This window comes from Pedobacter chitinilyticus, assembly GCF_003313385.1.
GTDB classification, from domain to species: domain Bacteria; phylum Bacteroidota; class Bacteroidia; order Sphingobacteriales; family Sphingobacteriaceae; genus Pedobacter; species Pedobacter chitinilyticus.
On the sequence record NZ_QMHN01000001.1, the window covers coordinates 273,673 to 294,571 of the forward strand.

Here is a 20,899-nt window from a genome sequence, read left to right on the forward strand (position 1 = left end):
AACGGTAAAATAAGAGCCAAAGAAATTAAGGTAGAAGCTACTGGTTGGCCTGATTATGTGTTTAAGGCCGATTACAAGCTGAATACTTTGCCAGAACTTGAAGCTTATATCAAAGCTAATGGGCATTTGCCAGGAGTGCCTGCGGCAACTGAAGTAGAAAAGGAAGGTGTAGCACTAGGGGAGATGAACAAGATATTATTGAAGAAGATAGAAGAGTTGACTTTGCACTTGATTGAGAAGGATAAAAAAATAGAAGAAACAAATAAGAAATTGGATAAGGTGATGCAAATGGTAGAAATATTAACTCAAAAAAATAAATAAACCCATGAAAAAGTTATTATTACTGGTTATTGGTTTAGGCCTATCGTTCCCAGCGTTTTCACAAAATCTTTTAGACCTGCAACATTGGAAAGTAGGACAGGGAAGCACAGGCGTTTTCAATATGAATGGAAGTCCCATAGAAAACATTAGGGAATGGGGAATTGGACCACATGGTAATCATGTAATTTTATGGAAGGCAGTTCCTGATGGTGCAGGCCAAGCAGATGGTGGATGGATTTCTTCTCCATTTAATATTGACCACCAAAAGATGTATCGTTTTACAATATGGATGAAGAAAACTAATTCTAATGACGGCGTATCTTATCTAGGGTGTCAGGATGCATTGAATTTAGATAATTCAGATGCTCAAAATGCTTATTTCTGGTACGGTGATTTGCCAGAACTTGATAAATGGTATCTGATCGTAGGGTATATTCATGCAAGCAATGATGCATCAACAACGCACTACGGTGGAATTTATGATGGAACTACGGGGCAGAAAGTAGTAGCTATAAGTGATTTTAAGTTCCCTGTAGGAGCAACAACAGCAGTACATCGTAGTTATTTGTATTATGATCCAAATGTAAACGACCGTCAATTTTTTTATGCGCCAAGGGTAGACGTGGTTAACGGTGATGAGCCTAGTTTATCTGTTTTGCTTGGAACGAATAACGCCGCCAATAATCTACATTATTTTTCAGGAAACGTCGGGATTAAAACACCTACGCCTAGGGACTATGAATTGGCGGTAAACGGTAAAATCAGGGCTAAAGAAATTAAGGTAGAAACAGCTAACTGGCCTGATTATGTATTCAAACCTGATTACGAAAAGATGAGTTTGCAGGAACTAGATTCTTACATTAAAGCCAATGGTCATTTGCCAGAAGTTCCCTCTGCGGCTCATGCAGAAAAAGAAGGTGTAGTGTTAGGGGAAATGAACAAAATCTTATTGAAGAAGATTGAAGAGCTGACTTTGCACTTGATTGAGAAGGATAGGGAGTTACAACAGTTGAAAACGGAAAGCTCATCAAAAGATAAGGCTATTAACGAGCTGCTGATTAAACAAGAAAAACAAATACAATTACTTAAGGATCACTTAAAAATTAAATAATTATGAAAAAGCTACTCTTTCTATGCTTGATGGTAATCGCCATCAATGTAAAAGCGCAAAATTATCCTAATATTTTAAATTATCACATGAATGGAACACCAATACATGGTGTGAAAATCAAGACAAATTTGCCTTTTACAGCAGGTACGCAAATGCCTACTATCAGTATTGTTGGCTATAGCTTTGGTAAGCCGTTAACTGTCAATCTTACCATATCTTATTATGTTTTTGCTACTGATTTTAACGATGCTTCTACAAATTATTTTGTCCATCAAACCGCCTCTTCATCAGGTGGAGATGCTCCCAAGATATTTTTATCAGTAGAGGATGGTAAAGTAGTGATTTTTATCGATGACAAGGTGTATCATCAACGATTTACGGTAAGTGCATATGCTCAAGGAATGAGCGAACAGGCAAGCTGGTTCACTGGATGGACCGCTGTTGATGAAGCAATTTCGGGGCCTAAAACGGTAGAAGTTCCATATGAGAATGCTTTTAGAGGAAATGTACGTTTTGCTGCTGATGGTCTTTGGAAGGCAGATGGTAGTGTGGGTATAGGAACCACAATCCCGCAAGAGAAACTTTCCGTCAATGGTAAAATCAGGGCCAAAGAAATTAAAGTAGAAGCTACTGGTTGGCCTGACTATGTGTTCAAGCCCGATTATGAAAAGATGAGTTTGCAGGAATTGGATACTTACATTAAAGCCAATGGGCATTTACCAGAAGTACCTGCTGCAGCAGAGGTAGAAAAAGAAGGTGTGGCATTAGGAGAGATGAACAAAATCTTATTGAAGAAGATAGAAGAGCTGACTTTGCACTTGATTGAGAAGGATAAGGAGCTTGGGCTTATGAAAGAACTGAAGGCAGAAGTTCAATTATTAAAAGAGCAAATTAAGAAAATAGAAAATCACCAAAAATAAAAAAGAATGAAAACTAAATCTACTTATAAAAGTATTGCTTTTATAGCTTTCCTTTTACTTTTTACCGTTATCACCAAAGGCCAAACAACAAATTTAGCTCCAGAGAATTACAAGCATGTTCAAATTACAATTTATGATAATAATGGAGATTATAGAGAGAGTCTGTTATTGTTGCATGAAATTTATGATAATGAATTAATTAATGCAAATTATGCCATAGGCACAATTGTGGCATATAGAGGCTCTTCAAGTGCGTGGAATCGATTAAACGTAGCAGAAATCAACACTACTTCAGCTTTAAATAGTGTTTCAGGTAGTGTCGTCTCTAGCTTTAACAATGCTGGTCAATGGAAATTGAAAACCTGTTATTTCAATGGGAAAAAATATCTAGCCTTAGAGGTTCCATACGATGCGTCTTATCACGATCAAGGCTTTAGATTTGCTGGCTGGACCACGTCAACTGGTGAGAGCATGCTTTTAGTGCCTTTTAAATTCCAAGGGCAGCCAATTAATCAAACAGTATTAACGAATATACAAGATTTTATTCCTAACAATACGGCTGTTTTGGATTATGCAACTATTGCACTGAATGGAAACGTAGGCATAGGTACTACCAACCCTCAAGAAAAACTTTCAGTTAACGGTAAAATAAGAGCCAAAGAAATTAAGGTAGAAGCTACTGGTTGGCCTGATTATGTGTTCAAGCCCGATTATGAAACGATGAGTTTGCAGGAACTAGATAGTTACATTAAAGCCAATGGGCATTTACCAGAAGTACCTGCTGCAGCAGAAGCAGAAAAAGAGGGTATAGCCTTAGGGGAGATGAACAAGATTTTATTGAAAAAGATAGAAGAGTTGACTTTGCATTTGATTGATAAGGATAAAGAAGTAAAATAGCTTAAAAAGCTGGTTTCGGAAATACAATTGAAAATAAAATAATAAAATTAACATGATCACATTTTTTAAAAGAATAGGTGTAATCGCTTTTTTAGCTTTACTATCTCCCCTGGCTTTTGCCCAGACCACTGCTGATATTCAAGTTGGTGGTGACTTGGATAAGTTTTACCCTGTAACTTTTTCAGATGCTAATTGGTTTGAGCATTATGAGACTGTAGTGCACATCGGTCGTTCTGACGTACATATGAATTCAAGTTGGCGCGGCTCGCTAATTTCTAGCTTTAAGTATCATACTACTATTTATGGGCATGGTTCAAATTTTATCTCCGCAGATATCAGAAGTTCGCAATTATTTATCGCTGGTTGGGTGGACGCTACCGCTCAAGGAGGGCGAGAGATTGTCGTTTGGTTAAAAGGAGGTGGAACGACCTATCGCGTTCATTCAGAACAAACGGTTACCTATGCAATATATGATGGTGTCCAAAATCCGCTACCTTATGTCCAACAAGGCGGTACTACTAGAAACTACCTTACTCAACCAGAGCCTTATGCCATATCGGATATTAAGTATGTGAACAATAATATGAACATCACTAGTGATCTTTATGTAGATGCAAAGGTGGGCATTGGCACCTTAACACCTCAAGAAAAACTGTCTGTGAATGGTAAAATAAGGGCCAAGGAAATTAAGGTGGAGGCTACTGGTTGGCCTGATTATGTATTCAAGGCCGATTACAAGCTGAACACTTTGCCAGAATTGGAAGCTTACATTAAAGCCAATGGGCATTTGCCTGAGGTACCTGCTGCGGCTGAGGTAGAAAAAGAAGGTGTAGCCTTGGGAGAGATGAATAAGATTTTGTTGAAGAAGATAGAGGAATTGACTTTGCATTTGATTGAGAAGGATAAGCAGTTGGCAGAGCAGCTAAAGAAGAATAAAAGCTATGAAGATCGATTGTTATTTATAGAAAAGGCTGTAAAAAATCTATAAAATGATAATAGTTGTACTTCAAAATTTATTTGTTTGTAATATTTTTATTGCAGATTCCGCTTCGATTTTATTATTGAGATGAATGTGCTAAATTACTCTTAAAAATTACGCTAAATGACATCATCGCAACGCTCACTGGTTTTCCTTTTCTTTTTTGTGTTTAAGTTGAGTGCATACGCACAAAGTACGTCTACCAATTCATCTTTTGGAATGGTAAATACTTATACGCCTACTTCACCACAAGCTGCAGCTTTTCAACGCTATGGTGAAACACCAGTGAATTACAATACAGGAGTGCCCAATATTAGTATTCCACTAGGTTCTTTAAAACTAAAAGGGTTTGAGTGGCCTTTATCTATAAGCTACCATGCTGGTGGGCATAAAGTCGCCGATTTAGCGACGGCTACTGGCTTGGGTTGGACGCTTCAAGCCAACGGTGTAATTACAGGAAAAACCTTAGGTGACGGATGGTCGGGCCCTATTGATAAAGTTTATAATCTTTTTAATAACGGCTATGTAGGTGGATCTTATTGTGATGATTTTATCGCAAACTATATGAATCCTGTAGATGCAGAAGAAGCTAATTATCTCATCAGCAACTTTACACGCTATATGCCCTCGGTGAATCATATCAGCACGCCAACCATGAGCCACAAGTTTATTGAAAATACTACTGTGCCTGTTTCTGATACAAAAATAAGCTTTGATGGGGGGGTGTATACCGTAAAGGATTCGAAAGGCAATAAATATACTTTTAATCTACATAGTTCATCTATAGAGGGCAATTCATGTCCAAGCAGGATGCGGCCAGCACCAAACTATAGCTATTACCTTACCCGAGTAGACACTTATTTGGGCGAGTACATCACATTTAGTTACGAGCAAATCAGTTATGTAAATAATGGACCAGCATTAGAAACTAGGCAACGCTTGGGGAATGGGGTGCAAAGGTGTACAGAAACCCCTTTACAAAACACCATTTGTAATCAGCATGAAGTAGTAAGCGAGCAGCGCTTATTACAAATCCAAGCCTCTAATGGCCAAAAGTTAACATTTGCTTATAGCAGCCGTAGTGATCATGCGACGGTGAAAAAGTTAGATCACATTTATTTCTATGAACAGATTAATGGCAGTGATGTGCTAAAACAGGATATTGCCATGCAGTATGGTTATTTCGGCAGTAGTTTAAATAATAATCTTCGCCTTAAACTTGAACAGGTAAGCAAGGTTGTTGCGGGTGAAACCGATGAGGTGCATAGCTTTAGCTATAATACTGCAGTTGAACTGCCAGCGCTTAATTCTCGTTCTATTGATTTGTGGGGTTATTATAATGGTGCACCTAATAGTAGTTTGTTGCCAAGCGTAGGGGATAGAAACCCAAGTGCATACCATGTTCAAGCAGCAATGTTAACAGCTATTACCTATCCAACCAAAGGTAAAACGGTATTTACTTATGAACCCAATCCTTTGCAATGGAGTGGCTTGAGGATAAAAAAAATTGAAGAGTTTGAAGCCGATAATACGCTGTTGAAACGTAAGCGATATGAATACCAAACAGCGGTAACCGCAATGCCTATAAATTATTATTTTGAAAAGCCAGATACTTACAACTTTTTAGGGCACTATCCTAATGGTTATGTAGATTATGGTGCGGGGTTAGGAAGCCAGTCATTGTTTACCTGCAATATTATTACAGAACAATCTGTTCCTGTTTCTAACTTTCTTGATCCGTATATGAATGTTGGTATTAGTTATGATAAGGTGGAGGAATTTTTTGATGATTTTTCTACTCCTGATGCAACCAATGGTAAAATAGTTTATCAATATAATACCCATATTAAATACAATGGCAGGTTTTTGCTTTTGCCTATTAATGCGGTACTTACCGAGAAGACTACTTATTTAACCAGTGGTGTTCATACATTTTCCCCAATTAAAAAAGAGGATTATTGGTATAAGTATAGTCAAGATCCTACTGAAGTTTCTAGCCCTTATGTACCTGCGTTTTGGACTGGTCCGCTCAATCCAAAAGAAGCTAGTTTCCGTTTTAAACAACTGGAAATTACCCGCGATTGTATAGATCACCCAGGTGGTTATGTAATGCCGAAGGAGTTTTTGCAGGTCGACTATAAATTTACTATTCCCGCACTTTACTTGGATACTCTAGTGGTTACTGATTATTCGCAGCCTAGCCAGTTGATTATGAATAAAAAATATTATGATTATGATATCACGCAAGGTGTTTTAGATGCTACCACCGTTAATACTTTGGAAAGTGATGGTTTGTTGAGTACTGAAGAAATCAAATATAATCATTCCAACCTTACTGGATTAGGCTATAGTACAGCCAATATCAATGCTTTTAATCAAGCTAAAACAGAAAATTATTTTTTCCCTACATGGAAAAGAATTAAAAAGGATGGAACATCTGTATTCGAAAATCAGATATATGCTGATGTTATTAATACTAAGGTGCTTCCAGTAGAAGAGCGGGTAAGACCAAGTGGTGGCACACAGGAACAATCTGTTGCCATTTTGCAATATAATGCGCAACATCAGCCTCTTCAATTATTAACAAACGGAAAAGTAAAGCAAGCACATAGATACAATGCACGTAGGGAATTGGTAGCGGTATGTGATAATTGCGACTATGCGAATTTTGCATTTACCTCGTTTAATGATGCTTCAGGTAGTGGATTTAGTTATACTGCGGGAGGACTTTATACTATTGATTACTATGCCTCGAAAGTAGCTTATAGCCTATCGGCGGGAAATATTAGTGTGAGTGGATTTGATATGGCCAAGACTTATGTCGTGGCAGGTTTTATGAAGGGAGCAAGTGTTAGTATAAGTGGTGCTACAGAATTAGGTAGTTTAACTTCTGATAACATCACGGATGGCTGGGTTTATTTTGAGAAAAGAATAAGCCCGACAGCAGCTACTATCAGCATTGGAGGCAGTGGTTTAATCGATGAATTGCGCTTTTTTCCTGTTGATGCTAAATTAAGAAGCTTGGCTTATGAAGACTTTGTAGATCGTTTAAGTGTGGCCACAGATGAAAAAGGGAATAGCGTGTTTTATGAATATAGTCCAGATGGCAAGTTGAAACAACTCAAAGATCATCAAAAGAATATTTTAAAGACTTACGATTACCATTTTAAACCTTAGCAACGCATCAATAATTTATCAACTGAACCATGAAGTTTTATAATCGCTCTTATCTCAAATCTCGTATTGGTGATAGGCTTGGTCTGTTTCATCAAAACTAAATACCAGATTTATGAGGAACCTCAAAAAGCTTTTTATCGTTTGTATTTCTTTATTATGGAGTGCTGAGCTATTGGCCCAAACTGTTGGCTTCAACTCCTCCTTTGGAATGGTAAAAACCTACACGCCTACGTCGCCAGAAATGGCCAAGTTTCAGCGCTATGGAGATTTGGAAGTAAACTATAATACAGGCATTCCCAATATTGCTGTCCCCTTGGGTAGTATCAAATTAAAAGATTTTGAATGGCCCATTTCACTGACTTACCATGCAGGTGGTAACAAGGTGAATGAGTTTGCCTCCAACACAGGTTTAGGCTGGGTATTGCAGGCCAGTGGTTACTATACTTCAAAAGTAATGGGTAATGCTTCAGGGATTACACCTGTATTTGGGCTGAATGTGATGAATACTGGTGCAAATCAATTAGAAGTTTGTAATAGCCCCAACCTCTATTATAATCCTAATGATATTGCCTTTGCCGAGTCTGTAGTGGCTTCTGGTGGCTTTGCGCAGCCTTCTATCGATTATATCAACACGGCACTCATCAATGCCAAAGTAATAGAAGGTGTCACAGTTCCTGCGTCAGATATTAGAATTAGCCCATCTGGCGGAATGTATCATGTACTGGATGAAAAAGGGAATAAATACACTTTTGGTTTAATGGGGTCCTCAAGTACCACTAATAGCTGTTCGACAGGTATGGGCTTGTCAAATTTAAGCTATGCCCTTACCAAGATAGAAACCTATAAAGGAGAGACCATTAATTTCTCTTATGAAATGGTGAACTATAGTTATGCATTGCCACCTTCGGAAATTAGACAGCGTTTTAATGGTGCACAACCTAGTAGGTGCTATACAGAAGTTTCTTTAAAAACAGAGGATTGCCAGCAGAGTTCTGTCGTAAGCGAATTTAGATTGTTAGAGGCAGTGTCATCCAACGGGCAAAAAGTGGTATTTGAATACAGTACCCGTAGTGACCATGCCGCAACCAAAAGACTTAGTAAAGTACTTTTTAAAGAGATGGTGAATGGGGTTTACATTGATAAGTACCATGCTGTATTGCATCAGTCTTATTTCGGGAGTACAGCAAATAACAACTTGCGTTTGCGTTTGGATAAAGTAGAGAAAGTATTGCCAGAACAATCAAGTGAAACCTATAGCTTTCAATATAACCCTTTAGAATTACCTCCAGTAAATTCAAAATCAATTGACTTGTGGGGGTACAATAATGGCGCCGCAAACTCTGGTTTAGTGCCTAGTTTGGGAAATAGAAACCCTAATGACTACTATATTCAGGCTTCTATTCTTACTAAAATAACTTATCCTACTGGCGGGAGCAGCTCCTTCACTTATGAAACAAATCCATTAGAATGGAGCGGTTTAAGGATAAAGAAATTAGAAGATGCAGACGCTAATTCGGTAGTGACTAAAACGAGGAGGTATGAATATGTAAAGGATAACTATGTCCCCATCTCTAGCGTGGCAATTTTATTCCAAAGATTGGAATCTGCTTATTTTTATGGCCATTTGCCGAGTGGCTTTGTTGATTATGATTTGCCCGTTTCTAGTGCCGAGCTTATCGGCTGTTCCATTATCACTGAACAAACCTCACCAATAGTAGACGATGTGGAATCATGGCTTTCTAACGGCCTTAGTTACGACAAGGTTACCGAGTATTTTGAAGATGCTACAGAACCCACTCACGTAGGCAAAAATGGCAAGATAGAATACCGCTACAATTCGCACTTGGTTACCAATAACCGTAAAATTTTGGCCTTTTCGCCAAAGCTGACTGAAAAAACAACCTATGCTAAAAATGGAGCTAGTTTCCAACCGTTGGTTAAGGAAGATTATTACTACGAGGTGGAAGCAGATGCCACTCAGAATTTTATGCCTGATCACGCCAATTATGTATTGCCGCCTGCTAATATTAGGGAGCGAAGTACTATCATCAGAAAACTAGAAATGATCAGAGATTGCATTACCTTAACCAGAGGTAGTTCGGTGATTACGGCACCAAAAGAATTTGCGCTATACGATAGTAAGTTTGATGTGCCGGCTGTTTACCTGAAGAAATCTTTAACTACACAATACGATGCTGGTGTAACCAGCCAAGTAGAAGAGAAAAATTATACCTATGATGTAGCGGGAGGTGTGCTAGGCCCTGCCATCACTACGGTTTTGGATAGTTGGGAAACCGAATTAAAAGAGGAAACTAAATACTCTAACTCTAATCTTTCGGGACTTGGTTACACCACTAGTCAGCTAAATGCTTTTGCTAGCGCTGCTGAAGCCAACGTGATCTTCCCTGTGTGGAAGAAAGTGACACGAAATACGAGTTCTATTTTTGAAAACCAGATCACCAATGAAATGGTGGGCGGTAAATCACTTCCCGTAAATGAAATGGTAAAGCCAACTGGGGGTGTTCAGCAAAAAAATGTTCAAATTGTGAGCTACGACATTTACCATAACCCTACGGAAATGTTGGTAGATAACAGACAAAAGGTTAGCTATCGTTACAATAGCCGTAGCGAATTGACTGCAGAATGCAAAAATGCTGCTTATCAGGATTTTGCCTTTGCTTCCTTTAATGATGTGATAGGTTCAGGTTTCAACTATACTTCAGGTGGGTTGGATTATTCAGATTATTACGCCTCGTCCGTATCCTATCAATTACCAAGTACTTTAACCGTCACAGGTTTTGATATGGGTAAAACTTATATCCTTTCGGGCTTCGTTAAAAATGCCACTGTAACTGTTAGCGGCGCTACCGTGTTGGCACAACAAACAGGCTCGGAATTGATATCTGGTTGGCGCTATTTCCAAATGGAGGTTGCTCCGCAAAGTGCCACGATCCAAATAGGTGGTACTGGTTTGGTAGACGAATTACGCTTTTATCCAAAACAAGCAGAATTAAGTACCCGAGCTTATGGAAGTTTATATGGCCAAGTTTCGGCAGTAAGTTCTGCTAGCGGTGCCACTCAGTTTTTTGATTACACTGGCGATGGAAAGTTGAGCACCATTAAGGATGAACGTAAGCATATTGTTAAAAATTACCAATACCATTTTGTAGCGACTTCAACTGGGCAAACCGTGTATGCCCGTATAGAGCAGAGTGGTTATCAAACCAATATGTATTATGCCAACCCAGAGGATATTAATGACTATACGGAAGAACAAACGGCTAATGTGAAGATCAAATTTTATTTAGATGAAAATTGTACGATCCCGTTAAGTGTAAATACGGCGCATGAGATACAATACTCGAGGGATTACAATTATCACCTTGGTGGCTCGTGGGGCGGTAGTACTTTTTACCACACCGCTAGTGCTTCAGCCATGTCTACAGAAATTGATTTAGGCATTTTGGTACTTAGCTCTAGCCATAACTATTATGATCCTTGGTCGATGTCGTTCTATTCTGACAGCTATTCCAACACCTACGCAGTAGTCGTTAATGCATTAAGTGATACCTATATTCCAAAACCAACTAAATACTAAACCACAGCTCCTCGATATGATGAATAAATTATACGCATCCGCACTTTTAATGGCCTTAGGTTTTACCGCACAGGCCCAAAGCCCAAGTAGTAACCAAAACTACGTGATGGAAACCACGGTAAAGGTTCCAGGTAAAACCACCGTGGCTTCACTGGCAGGCCTTCCCGTAGGGCAAGCTAATCGTACCATTCAGTATTTTGACGGTTTGGGTCGTCCGCTTCAAACGGTGACTTGGCAGGGCAGTAGTGATGGCAAGAAAGATGTGGTACAGGTATTTGAATATGATGCCCTTGGTCGCGAGGCTAAGAAATACCTGCCCTATGCCGAGCAAACTTCTGCCGATGGCAGTTACAAACCGAATGGTTTTACCAACCAATCCAATTACTATAAACAGGTACCTACAGGCTGGGATGGTAATGCCGTAAAAACTGATTATCCTTTTAGCATCACCAAGTTTGAGCCTAGTCCGTTGAACCGTGTGGAGCGCCAAGGCTTTCCTGGGGATGTTTGGCAGCCAAGTAGTGTAGGCACGGAACATACGGCGAGAACTAGCTACGGTAGTAATAACAGTGATATCAATTTTGGTACTACGGGTTTTGCAGTTCGCCTTTTCAGGGTATCGGGAGGTAGCCTTACGAGTAGCAGTTTTTATGCCGCTAACCAATTGTACCTGACTGTTAAAAAAGATGAGAATTGGCAGGCCGCAGACGGTAAATGGGGTACTGTAGAGGAGTATAAGGATAAAGAGGGAAGGTTAGTGCTTAAGCGCCTATTCAACGAAAAACTTGGCAATACCGAAGTGTTGAGCACTTACTATGTGTACGATGATTTTGGAAACTTGAGCTTTGTGCTGCCACCAGGAGCGAATCCTGATGCAGGCGTTCCAGATGCTACAGCTTTGGAACAGTTCTGTTACCAATACAAATATGATGGCTTAAAACGTAATATTGCAAAGCATATCCCTGGTAGAGCTGGATGGGAGGAAATGGTTTATAATAAGTTGGACCAAAAAGTGTTGAGTCGTGATCCTAAACTGGCTCAACAGGGAAAATGGATGTTCAATAAATACGATGCAATGGGGCATACGGTGATGACAGGTATGCTTAGTAGCAGTGCCAGTAGAATTGATATGCAAACTACGGTTGACGCTGAATCGGACGGCGTTGCTCCCGACTATCCGCTATGGGAGAGCCGTGAAACAGGTAGTGACTATACCAACCAAGCGTATCCAAGAAGCTATGATCATTTGTTAACGGTAGATTATTATGATGATTATAGTTTCCCTAGTTATAGCAGCACTTTCAATTTTGTGTCTTTTGGCCCTTATGCAAACAAAAGCACGATGACTAAAGGATTGAAGACGGGAAGCAAAATCCGTAATCTTTCCACTGGGGAAATGATGCTTACTGTTAACTATTATGAAGATAATGGTCGTGCCATACAGGTTCATTCAGAGAACCATTTGGGAGGTTTAACGGCTACGAATCAAGGAATCGATCGCATAAACACGGAATACGACTTTGATGGCAGCGTTAAAAACATGGAGCGCAGCCACAAGGCTTATGGTGTCACCACTACTGCAGCCACTTTCTACACTTATGACCACATGGGACGTAAGAAGACAACCAGCCATAGCATCAATGGGGCGGGAGCAGTAACACTTTCAGAGGAAAGCTATAACGAAATTGGGCAGTTAAGGCAAAAAGCGCTGGCTGGAGGATTACATACTACTAATTTGGACTATAATGAACGTGGTTGGCTAAAGAATAGCAACGGTACACAGTTCAGTATGGGGCTACAGTATAATGATAATGCATCTCCACAGTTCAATGGCAATATTTCAGGCCAGAGCTATATCAATGGTGGCGGCAATACTTTTGCATATCAGTATGATAAGCTAGGACGTTTAATTAGCGGTGTTGCTACTGGAATGTCTGAGTTACTGACCTATGATATAATGGGTAATATCAGCAGTTTAAACAGGGACTATGCTGGACCAAAGGCTTATAATTATACAGGTAACCGACTACAGAGTGTGACTGGCTTAACAGGACTATATGGGTATGATGTAAACGGGAACGCTGAGGTTGATGGACGCAATGGCGTTGGACTAACTTACAACCATCTTAACCTACCTATATTGGCTACCAGGTTAGCGGGAGGAGGCAATCCAGCGGTAAATCTTACCTATACTTATGATGCCACAGGGGAGAAGCTGAGAAAATATAATGCCATTACTTCAGAGACTTCGGATTATATCGATGGTATCCATTATGTGAACACTGTGATTTCCTTTATCAAAACGGAAGAGGGGCAGGCAAGGTACAATGGAGGAAGCTATATCTACGAATACAATGTCGAAGATCACTTGGGTAATGTAAGACTGACCTTCAAGAACAATAGTGGAGTACTTGATGTATTGGAACGCACCGACTATTATGCTTTTGGATTAAGAAAATTTGGACTTCCCAATGCCAACGTAAACCGCTATCTTTACAATGGTAAAGAGTTGCAGGATGAGTTGGGCATGCCAGGCATAGCCGGTGATGGACAGTATGACTATGGAGCAAGGTTATATGATCCTGTTATTGCAAGGTGGAACGTTGTAGACCCAAAAGCCGAGCAGGGAAGAAGGTGGACACCGTATAATTATGCATTTAATAACCCAATATATTTTGTAGATCCTGATGGGATGTGGCCTTGGCCAAATCCGCTTAGCAGGGTTCAGTCTATGTTTAATCAAGCAGCTGATAAGATAAGGACATCCTATGCTAAGGTAGAACAGAAAGTAAAAAGTACTTATAACAAAACTGCAAATGCAGTAACCAAATGGACAAAGGAAAATAAAACAACTCTATTAAATACTGCGAAAAATTTGCAAAACACTGGAGATGTCATGGTTGTTTCTGGAACTGTTGCAGCAGCAGTTGGTGCTCCAGTAGCAGGCGTCGGAGCTGCACCAGGATTAGCATTGGCAAGTGGTGGTGGTCTTGTGAAAACTCTTGGAGACGGGCTTGAGATTGTAACAAATTTTGTTGCTGGAGATACAAAGAGTGGTGCAGAAGGTGCTGCGAAACAAGTTGTTGATGCTGCAATTGACAAAGCAGTCGATGTGATGTTACCTGGCCCAACCCCAAAAATGGCCAGTCAATTTAGAGAAGCCATTAAAGAAACAAAAGAAATAACAAAAAATGCTGTGAAAAGTGGAGCGGCTTTAAACGAAAAAGTGAAAGAAGAATAAAATGATTTGGAATTATTTATTATATGGCTTTTTAAGTTTTTCCTTTTCTGTATGCTGGTATTTATTTAGTAAGAAATGGAAAGAAAGAAAAGAACGAAATATGGAACTGGATGGCTACGACAAAGGAACAATAATTCCTCGAGATTGGTTGATAACGATCTGCTTTGGGATAATTGGTGTTGTTTATTTTCTCAAATTTTTATTTGAATAAAATTAAGATTTTATGGATTTGCAACATATAATGAGATTTCTTGTGCCAGTAATGCTTTTAGTATTAGGGTTAATGACTAAATTTTCTAATAACGATGGATGGAGTTCATATAAAAAATATTGGATATATTTTGTGGTAATTGGAGCGATTTCCCTAATATATGCTATATATAAATACCCCTTCTAGCTCAAGAATTGACGTAGCAGTGCTCTCTTATGCAAGTCTTGTGTTTGTGGTTTAGTTTAGGGAGACTTGTGGATGTTAGCATTACTTAAACAATAGTTTAACTCATATAAATAGCGGATAGTTAACTGTTCGCTATTTTTTATGATTATTATTTTAGGTTATTATATCCTGTGTTTAATGTTAGCTAAAGCCCAAGTCGGCCTTAGCTTTTCCCATGCCGTAAGACTTGCGCTAAGGGGGAGGTGATAACACCAACCAGAAGTTAAATCGCCATTGCGAGGCACGAAGCAATCTCGTACTATCGCTTTAGGATTGCGTCGTACCTCGCAATGACGAGCCCTCGATGGCGTCCGCCCATTGGCGCCTATGAGCACTTTAATAGGGATTTTATTGGATTAAAGAGATTTCTAATCTGTAGGAGGAGCGTTAATAAATAGTATAAGGACAAGTCAGTCTTAGCTTTTTCGGTGCTTTAAGACTTGCGATAAGGGGGATATAGCCCTAGGAATACAACCTAAAGTACAGCTGCACTATAGAAAACCACTAGGAATAGTGCAATATGTACGCACTTTTACGCACTTCTACGGAGTTTTACGGAAACTTATGAGGAATATTGTAAAGAAGATGAGTTGATATACTCCTAATTTACGAAAAAGAATGAGGTTTTTGGGTCCATCAATTGCATTTTATTCTCATTTTAACTCCCATAAAATCAGTTATCTTTAATAAGGGTTTCTAATTTTTTATGGAAACTATTAGAGGGGCTCATCATCTAGGCAAAAAATTAAAATGATCTAGTGATCAAAATGAATAAGCATATGAAAAAAATAACATCCCTATTGATAGCGCTCCTTACTATTACTCAATTTGCAAAAGCTACGGCTAATAGTGAAATCATCACCATGGAAATTAAAGAGCACCAGGCAGATTGCACAGGTGTAGGCCCTATGAAATGCTACTTAGTGAAATACAAAACCAGTAAAGACTGGGAATATTTTTACAGCGGTTTCCAAAAATTTAAGTATCAAGAAGGTTATCGTTACAAAGTGCAGGTAAAACGTACCCAGCTTAAAAATGTTCCTGCTGATGCTTCTTCGTATAGTTATGAAGTGGTGAAAGTGTTGAGTAAGAAAAAAGTAAAAGCTGAAAAGGCAGATGCTAAAGCGCTTGCTTTTTTAGGTAAATACAGTTGGAAATTGCTTTCTATCAATAACCAAACGATCACTAACGGCACTGCTACCATGAACTTTGATATGAAAAAAAGGATTGTCAATGGCAATACTGGTTGTAATGGTTATGGTGGTTCGGTACAGTTTACTGGAAAGAATAAAATTGCTTTCTCTAAAGTAGTGAGTACGCAAATGGCTTGTTTGGATAGTAATGTGGAGGGGGAGTTCTTAAAATTGGTTTCTCTTGCAAATTTGACTTATGATATTGCCGACCAAACTTTTAACCTTTATCATAACCAAAAATTGGTAGCGATATTTGGTTTGGTGAGTAAGTAAGATTTAACCTCTCTCTAACTCTTCCGATGAATCGGAACAGGTTCTCCTTAAGGAGAGAGGACGGGGGCTGTGCTTGGGCGGTTAGCAAACTACAAATGTTCAAGTTTACATTGCCGTTCCTAAATGCTTGTCTCTACCTTTTAGGGAGAGATGTTCTAAGGACAGAGAGGGTGTTTTCTTTTAAACCTCTCTCTAGCTCTTCCGATGAATCGGAACAGGTTCTCCTTGAAAAGGAGAGAGGACGGGGGCTGTGCTTAGGCTGCTTGTAAACTACAAAAATTCAAGTTTTAGGTTGCTATTCCTTAACTCGATTATTCGTCATCCCGAATTTATTTCGGGATCTTAATGCCTTGGTAGGTTTTTATACGTTTTAAGGTTCCCGCCTGCGCGGGAATGACGCATGTAGGAAAATTAGTTGGTTAAAAGGAAAAGAACCTCTCTCTAACTCTTCCGAAGTGTCGGAACGGGTGCTCCTTGAAAAGGAGAGAGGACGGGGTTATGCTTAGGAGGCTTGTAAACTACAAAAATTCAAGTTTTAGGTTACTATTCCTGAACTCAATTATTCGGGGTTGCCAGCTTGACTGGTAATTGTAATACATAGTAGGCTTTTATACGCTTTAAGGTTCCCGTCTTCGCGGGAATGACGCATGTAGGAAAATTAGTTGATAAATGGATAAGAACCTCTCCCTAACCCTCTCCTTGAAAAGGAGAGGGAACTGATGGCGCTTGTTTATCCCAAATTGCTAGACATCTCTTTATTCCGTATCACCGCAATTCCATTACTTACTATAAAAAGGAATACCAATCACAAAATATGTTATAGCTTAAAGTTGTAATTAGTATCTTCACTTTATGAAAAAACTGATTGTTACTTTAGCGCTTGGCTTCGCTTTTATGGTGGCCAAAAGCCAAACCACCGTTTCTATCAAAGAAGTAGTTAACCACGTAGGCAAGGAAGTTACCCTGTGCGACTCGGTTTATAGTGCTCGTAGTTTAGAAAATTTAAGTTTGCTTAATTTGGGTGGAAAGTTTCCAAAGGAAGTCATTACCGTAGTGGTGTTTAAAGCGGATAGGAGCAAATTTGAAAAAGAACCTGTGGAGCTGTTTGAAAACAAGCGTATTTGTGTGACAGGAAAAGTGACGTTATTTAAAGATAAACTGCAGTTAGTGGTGAATGATCCTAAGCAGATTAAGACCAATTAATCAAATTAAGACTTACGAAGTTATAGAAACTTCGTAAGTCGCTAATCAACTACCTTGTACAGTCGGCGGTCCAAATTGCGCCATCCTTCGTAAAAGCTATTTTAAGCGTTCCAGCTGTAATTTTGATGTACTTGCTTTCGTCGTTTCCAATAGATACGGCCTCGTTTTCGTTTTTCTGGAATTGCACGCCGTTCAAATCTGGAATACCATCCGAAAATTTAAAATCATAATTATTGCCTGTTTTCACCACCGTTACTTTACCTGTTTCGGTGCGGATAGATGTTGAACCACTGTTATAACCAATGGTACCATTGTAGGTGCCTACAAATAGATCATTATCAGCGGGGTCATCATCTTTACTACATGCTAAAAAAAAGAGCGGTATCATCAATAAGACGGCTAAAAATTTAAATTGAGTTTTCATAATGTTCTATTCTTAATGTTTCGGTTTTACTAACAGCAAGGCAAACGCAAAGGTTTTCAGTTTTTTAATTTCAGGTAGTTAACCTTAACTTATCATTAAGGAAATAGAATGTTAATGGACTTTTTGGATGTTTGCAATGGTTTGAAAAACAAGGTGTTGCGATTGTGTGAAAAGCCTTGCTGCCACTCTGTTAACGGCTTGTTCATGGTGGTTTCTTTTTTGTAACGCAGGAATTGGGGTACCTGGTAGGTATAATTTTCAATTTCGTGTCGATAAGATTTCAAACAAATTAAAAAGCAAAAATGAAAACACTTTTTACTTCAGTACTTTTACTATTCGCTGTCGTATTTTGCCACGCCCAGCAGGGTAGTGGTGTGATTACGGGTAAGGTCATTGAAAAAATGACGAAGGCCTCGTTACCAGGTGCTACTGTTAAATTAAATGTTGGTAACCGTTATACCATTTCCAACCAAATTGGAGATTACGAATTTTTGAAAGTACCAGAAGGTACCTACGAGGTAGAAGTCATCTACATGGGCTATCAAAGCCAAAAACAAAGCGTAACTGTTTCGAAAGGCGGTAATGCCGTTATTCACTTTTATTTAGAAGATGGTGCGGTAGCCATGAACCAAGTGACGGTAATGGGCGACAGGTTACGTGGACAGGCTAGGGCGCTTAACCAACAAAAAAACAAGTCTAACATCACGAACATTATTTCTTCTGACCAAGTTGGACGTTTCCCAGATGCCAACATTGGTGAAGCCTTGCGCCGTGTACCAGGCATTACCATGCAGAATGACCAAGGGGAGGCCCGTAACATTATTGTAAGAGGTCTTGCGCCAGAATTGAACTCGGTCATGCTTAATGGCGACCGTATTCCATCGGCTGAAGGCGATAATAGAAGGGTACAAATGGACTTGATTCCTTCGGATATGATTTCTAGCATCGAAGTCAATAAAACCCTTACTTCTGATATGGATGCAGATGCGATTGGTGGTTCGGTGAATTTGATTACCCGTGCTTCTCCAAATGGTGAGCGTATTTCGGCCACTTTATCTACAGGTTACAATCCTATTAGAGACAAAATGTTGTACACGGGTGGTTTTGTGTATGGGAATCGCTTTGCGAAAAATGCCATTGGTATGGTGTTAAGTGGTTCTTACAACAACAACGTTTATGGTTCAGATAATGTGGAAGCGGTTTGGGCAAAAGATGATTTTGGAAACACCTATGTAGAGGAAACCGACATTAGAAAATACGATGTACAAAGGATCAGAAGAAGTGTGGCTGCTACATTAGATTTTAAACTGGGCGAAAACCATACTATTTATGCAAATGCGATGTACAACTGGCGTGATGATCGAGAAAACAGATACCGTATGCGTATTGACAATATTGCCCCACAATACAACGCCAGCAATGCTATTATAGGTTATAGAGGTCGTATTGGTTTACAAACCAAAGGTGGTATTGATAACGACAGAAATAAAATGACGCGTTTGGAGGATCAACGTGTGCAAAACTACTCGTTGCGTGGTGAGCATTTGATTGCTTCGGGATTGGATATGGACTGGGCGGCAAGCTACTCCACAGCCAGAGAGTATCGTCCTAACGAGCGTTACATCTTGTTCAGACAAAACAATAGGACGATCAATTTTACTGGTAGTTCTGATTATCCATTATTTACGACCACCAATTTTGACGCTAATACCGTGGGTTTAAATACCATTTCTGAGAATACGGATTTGACCAAAGAGAGTGAGTTTGGAGCGAAACTTAATTTTAGAATGCCATTATCGGTGGTTGATGGACAAAAAGGTCGTTTACGTTTTGGTGGTCGATTGAGAATTAAGAAAAAGGATCGTAACAATAGCTTCACTGAGTTTGAGCCTCTTGATGGTGATTTGATTCCTAACCTGGGCCAAATTCCGAACAGCTATTTTGATGGCAAGAAATTTCAGGCAGGTAGTCAATATGTTCCAGGATTGTTTGCCAGCAGAGCTTATTTGGCAAGTTTGAATTTAAATAATCCAGCGGTATTTGAAGCTACGGATGCCGCGGCAGAATACTTGGCGCTTAACTACAATGCCAAGGAGAATATTTTAGCAGGTTATTTGCGTTGGGACCAAGATTTGACCGAGAAGCTATCGGCCATTGTAGGTTTGCGTATGGAGCATACCAGAATTAACTACACGGGTAATGTGATTGAGGAAGAGGAGGAATTAGCGGGTAAACGTACCTCTAAAAACAATTATACGGATTGGTTGCCAAGTTTAGCCTTGAAATATCAGGCCAATGATGATTTGATTTTACGTGGGGCTTTCACTACCGCTTTAGCTAGACCAAATTACTATGCGCTTACGCCATTTGTGGGCATTATTGCGGGTGATGAGGAAATGTCTGCTGGTAACCCGAATTTGGATGCTACTTATGCTTATAACTTTGATTTAATGGCCGAGCAGTATTTTAAATCGGTAGGTTTAATTTCTGGAGGCTTTTTCTATAAGCGATTGAAAAACTTCATTTACACCTATAGTGACAGGGCTTACACGACTTCAAAATTTGCAAATGACTTCCCTGATTTGGCCAATCCAATTCCCGCGGGCGAACAATGGGCCTTTACCCAAAGTAGAAATGGTGAAAGCGTAAATGTATATGGTTTTGAGGTGGCTGTACAAAGACAGTTAGACTTTTTACCAGGCAAGTTTTTGAAAGGTTTCGGTATTTATGCCAACTATACCTACACCAAATCGAAAGCTAAAGGGGTGACCAATAGTGATGGCGAATTGAGAGAAGGCATGATTTTGCCAGGAACTGCACCACACATGCTTAATGCTTCATTGTCTTGGGAAAACAGCCGCTTCTCAGCAAGGATTTCGGCCAACTACACCGCTGCTTATATTGATGAATTAGGTGCTGATAACTTTGGTGATGTGTTTTATGACAAACAGTTCTTTTTGGATGCCAATGCTTCTTATAAAGTGTCGAAAGTAGCTAGGTTCTTTGCCGAAGCAACCAATTTGACCAATCAGCCGTTGAGATATTACCAAGGCTTGAGCAACCAAAGCAGACAGATAGAGTATTACCGTCCGAGATATAATTTGGGGGTTAAGTTTGATTTTTAAT

11 protein-coding genes and 1 pseudogene are annotated in these 20,899 nt (G+C 39.4%); 11 read left to right on the forward strand and 1 reads right to left on the reverse strand.

The features are described 5' to 3' along the window. The 10 genes and pseudogenes from DUT70_RS01110 to DUT70_RS01160 all read left to right on the forward strand — a co-directional run. Positions 1-321 (forward strand): annotated as a pseudogene (locus tag DUT70_RS01110) (hypothetical protein); the annotation flags it as partial. A gap of 4 nt (positions 322-325) precedes the next feature. Continuing rightward, on the forward strand, positions 326-1,432 hold the full coding sequence (locus DUT70_RS01115) for a hypothetical protein (RefSeq protein ID WP_205529709.1): 1,107 nt from the start codon (positions 326-328) through the stop codon (positions 1,430-1,432). A 2-nt stretch (positions 1,433-1,434) separates the two neighbouring features. Beyond that, a complete protein-coding gene (locus tag DUT70_RS01120) occupies positions 1,435-2,352 on the forward strand; it encodes a hypothetical protein (RefSeq protein WP_113645468.1) in 918 nt (305 codons plus the stop codon). 6 nt (positions 2,353-2,358) lie between these two features. After that, positions 2,359-3,249 carry a hypothetical protein gene (locus DUT70_RS01125; RefSeq protein WP_113645469.1) on the forward strand — a complete coding sequence of 297 codons (891 nt, stop codon included), beginning with the start codon at positions 2,359-2,361 and terminating at the stop codon, positions 3,247-3,249. A gap of 52 nt (positions 3,250-3,301) precedes the next feature. Next, on the forward strand, positions 3,302-4,237 hold the full coding sequence (locus DUT70_RS21265) for a hypothetical protein (protein ID WP_205529710.1): 936 nt from the start codon (positions 3,302-3,304) through the stop codon (positions 4,235-4,237). Positions 4,238-4,351: 114 nt separating this feature from the next. Continuing rightward, positions 4,352-7,405, forward strand: coding sequence for a hypothetical protein (locus tag DUT70_RS01135; RefSeq protein WP_113645470.1), 3,054 nt, complete (start codon positions 4,352-4,354; stop codon positions 7,403-7,405). A 112-nt stretch (positions 7,406-7,517) separates the two neighbouring features. Further along, positions 7,518-11,003: a hypothetical protein gene (locus DUT70_RS01140; protein WP_113645471.1), complete on the forward strand. Its 3,486-nt coding sequence runs from the start codon at positions 7,518-7,520 to the stop codon at positions 11,001-11,003. Between the two features lie 16 nt (positions 11,004-11,019). After that, a complete protein-coding gene (locus DUT70_RS01145) occupies positions 11,020-14,244 on the forward strand; it encodes a DUF6443 domain-containing protein (RefSeq protein WP_128353271.1) in 3,225 nt (1,074 codons plus the stop codon). 1,215 nt (positions 14,245-15,459) lie between these two features. Then, a complete protein-coding gene (locus DUT70_RS01155) occupies positions 15,460-16,146 on the forward strand; it encodes a DUF4377 domain-containing protein (RefSeq protein ID WP_240431990.1) in 687 nt (228 codons plus the stop codon). A gap of 852 nt (positions 16,147-16,998) precedes the next feature. Beyond that, positions 16,999-17,349 carry a hypothetical protein gene (locus DUT70_RS01160; RefSeq protein WP_113645475.1) on the forward strand — a complete coding sequence of 117 codons (351 nt, stop codon included), beginning with the start codon at positions 16,999-17,001 and terminating at the stop codon, positions 17,347-17,349. A gap of 49 nt (positions 17,350-17,398) precedes the next feature. Here the strand turns inward: DUT70_RS01160 and DUT70_RS01165 are convergent, their stop codons facing one another. Then, the gene (locus DUT70_RS01165; RefSeq protein ID WP_113645476.1) at positions 17,399-17,773 is read right to left on the reverse strand and encodes a hypothetical protein; all 375 of its coding nucleotides are present in this window, start codon (positions 17,771-17,773) and stop codon (positions 17,399-17,401) included. Positions 17,774-18,075: 302 nt separating this feature from the next. Here DUT70_RS01165 and DUT70_RS01175 point away from each other — a divergent pair, with 302 nt between their 5' ends. Further along, positions 18,076-20,898: a TonB-dependent receptor gene (locus tag DUT70_RS01175; protein WP_113645478.1), complete on the forward strand. Its 2,823-nt coding sequence runs from the start codon at positions 18,076-18,078 to the stop codon at positions 20,896-20,898. Position 20,899: the final 1 nt, after the last annotated feature.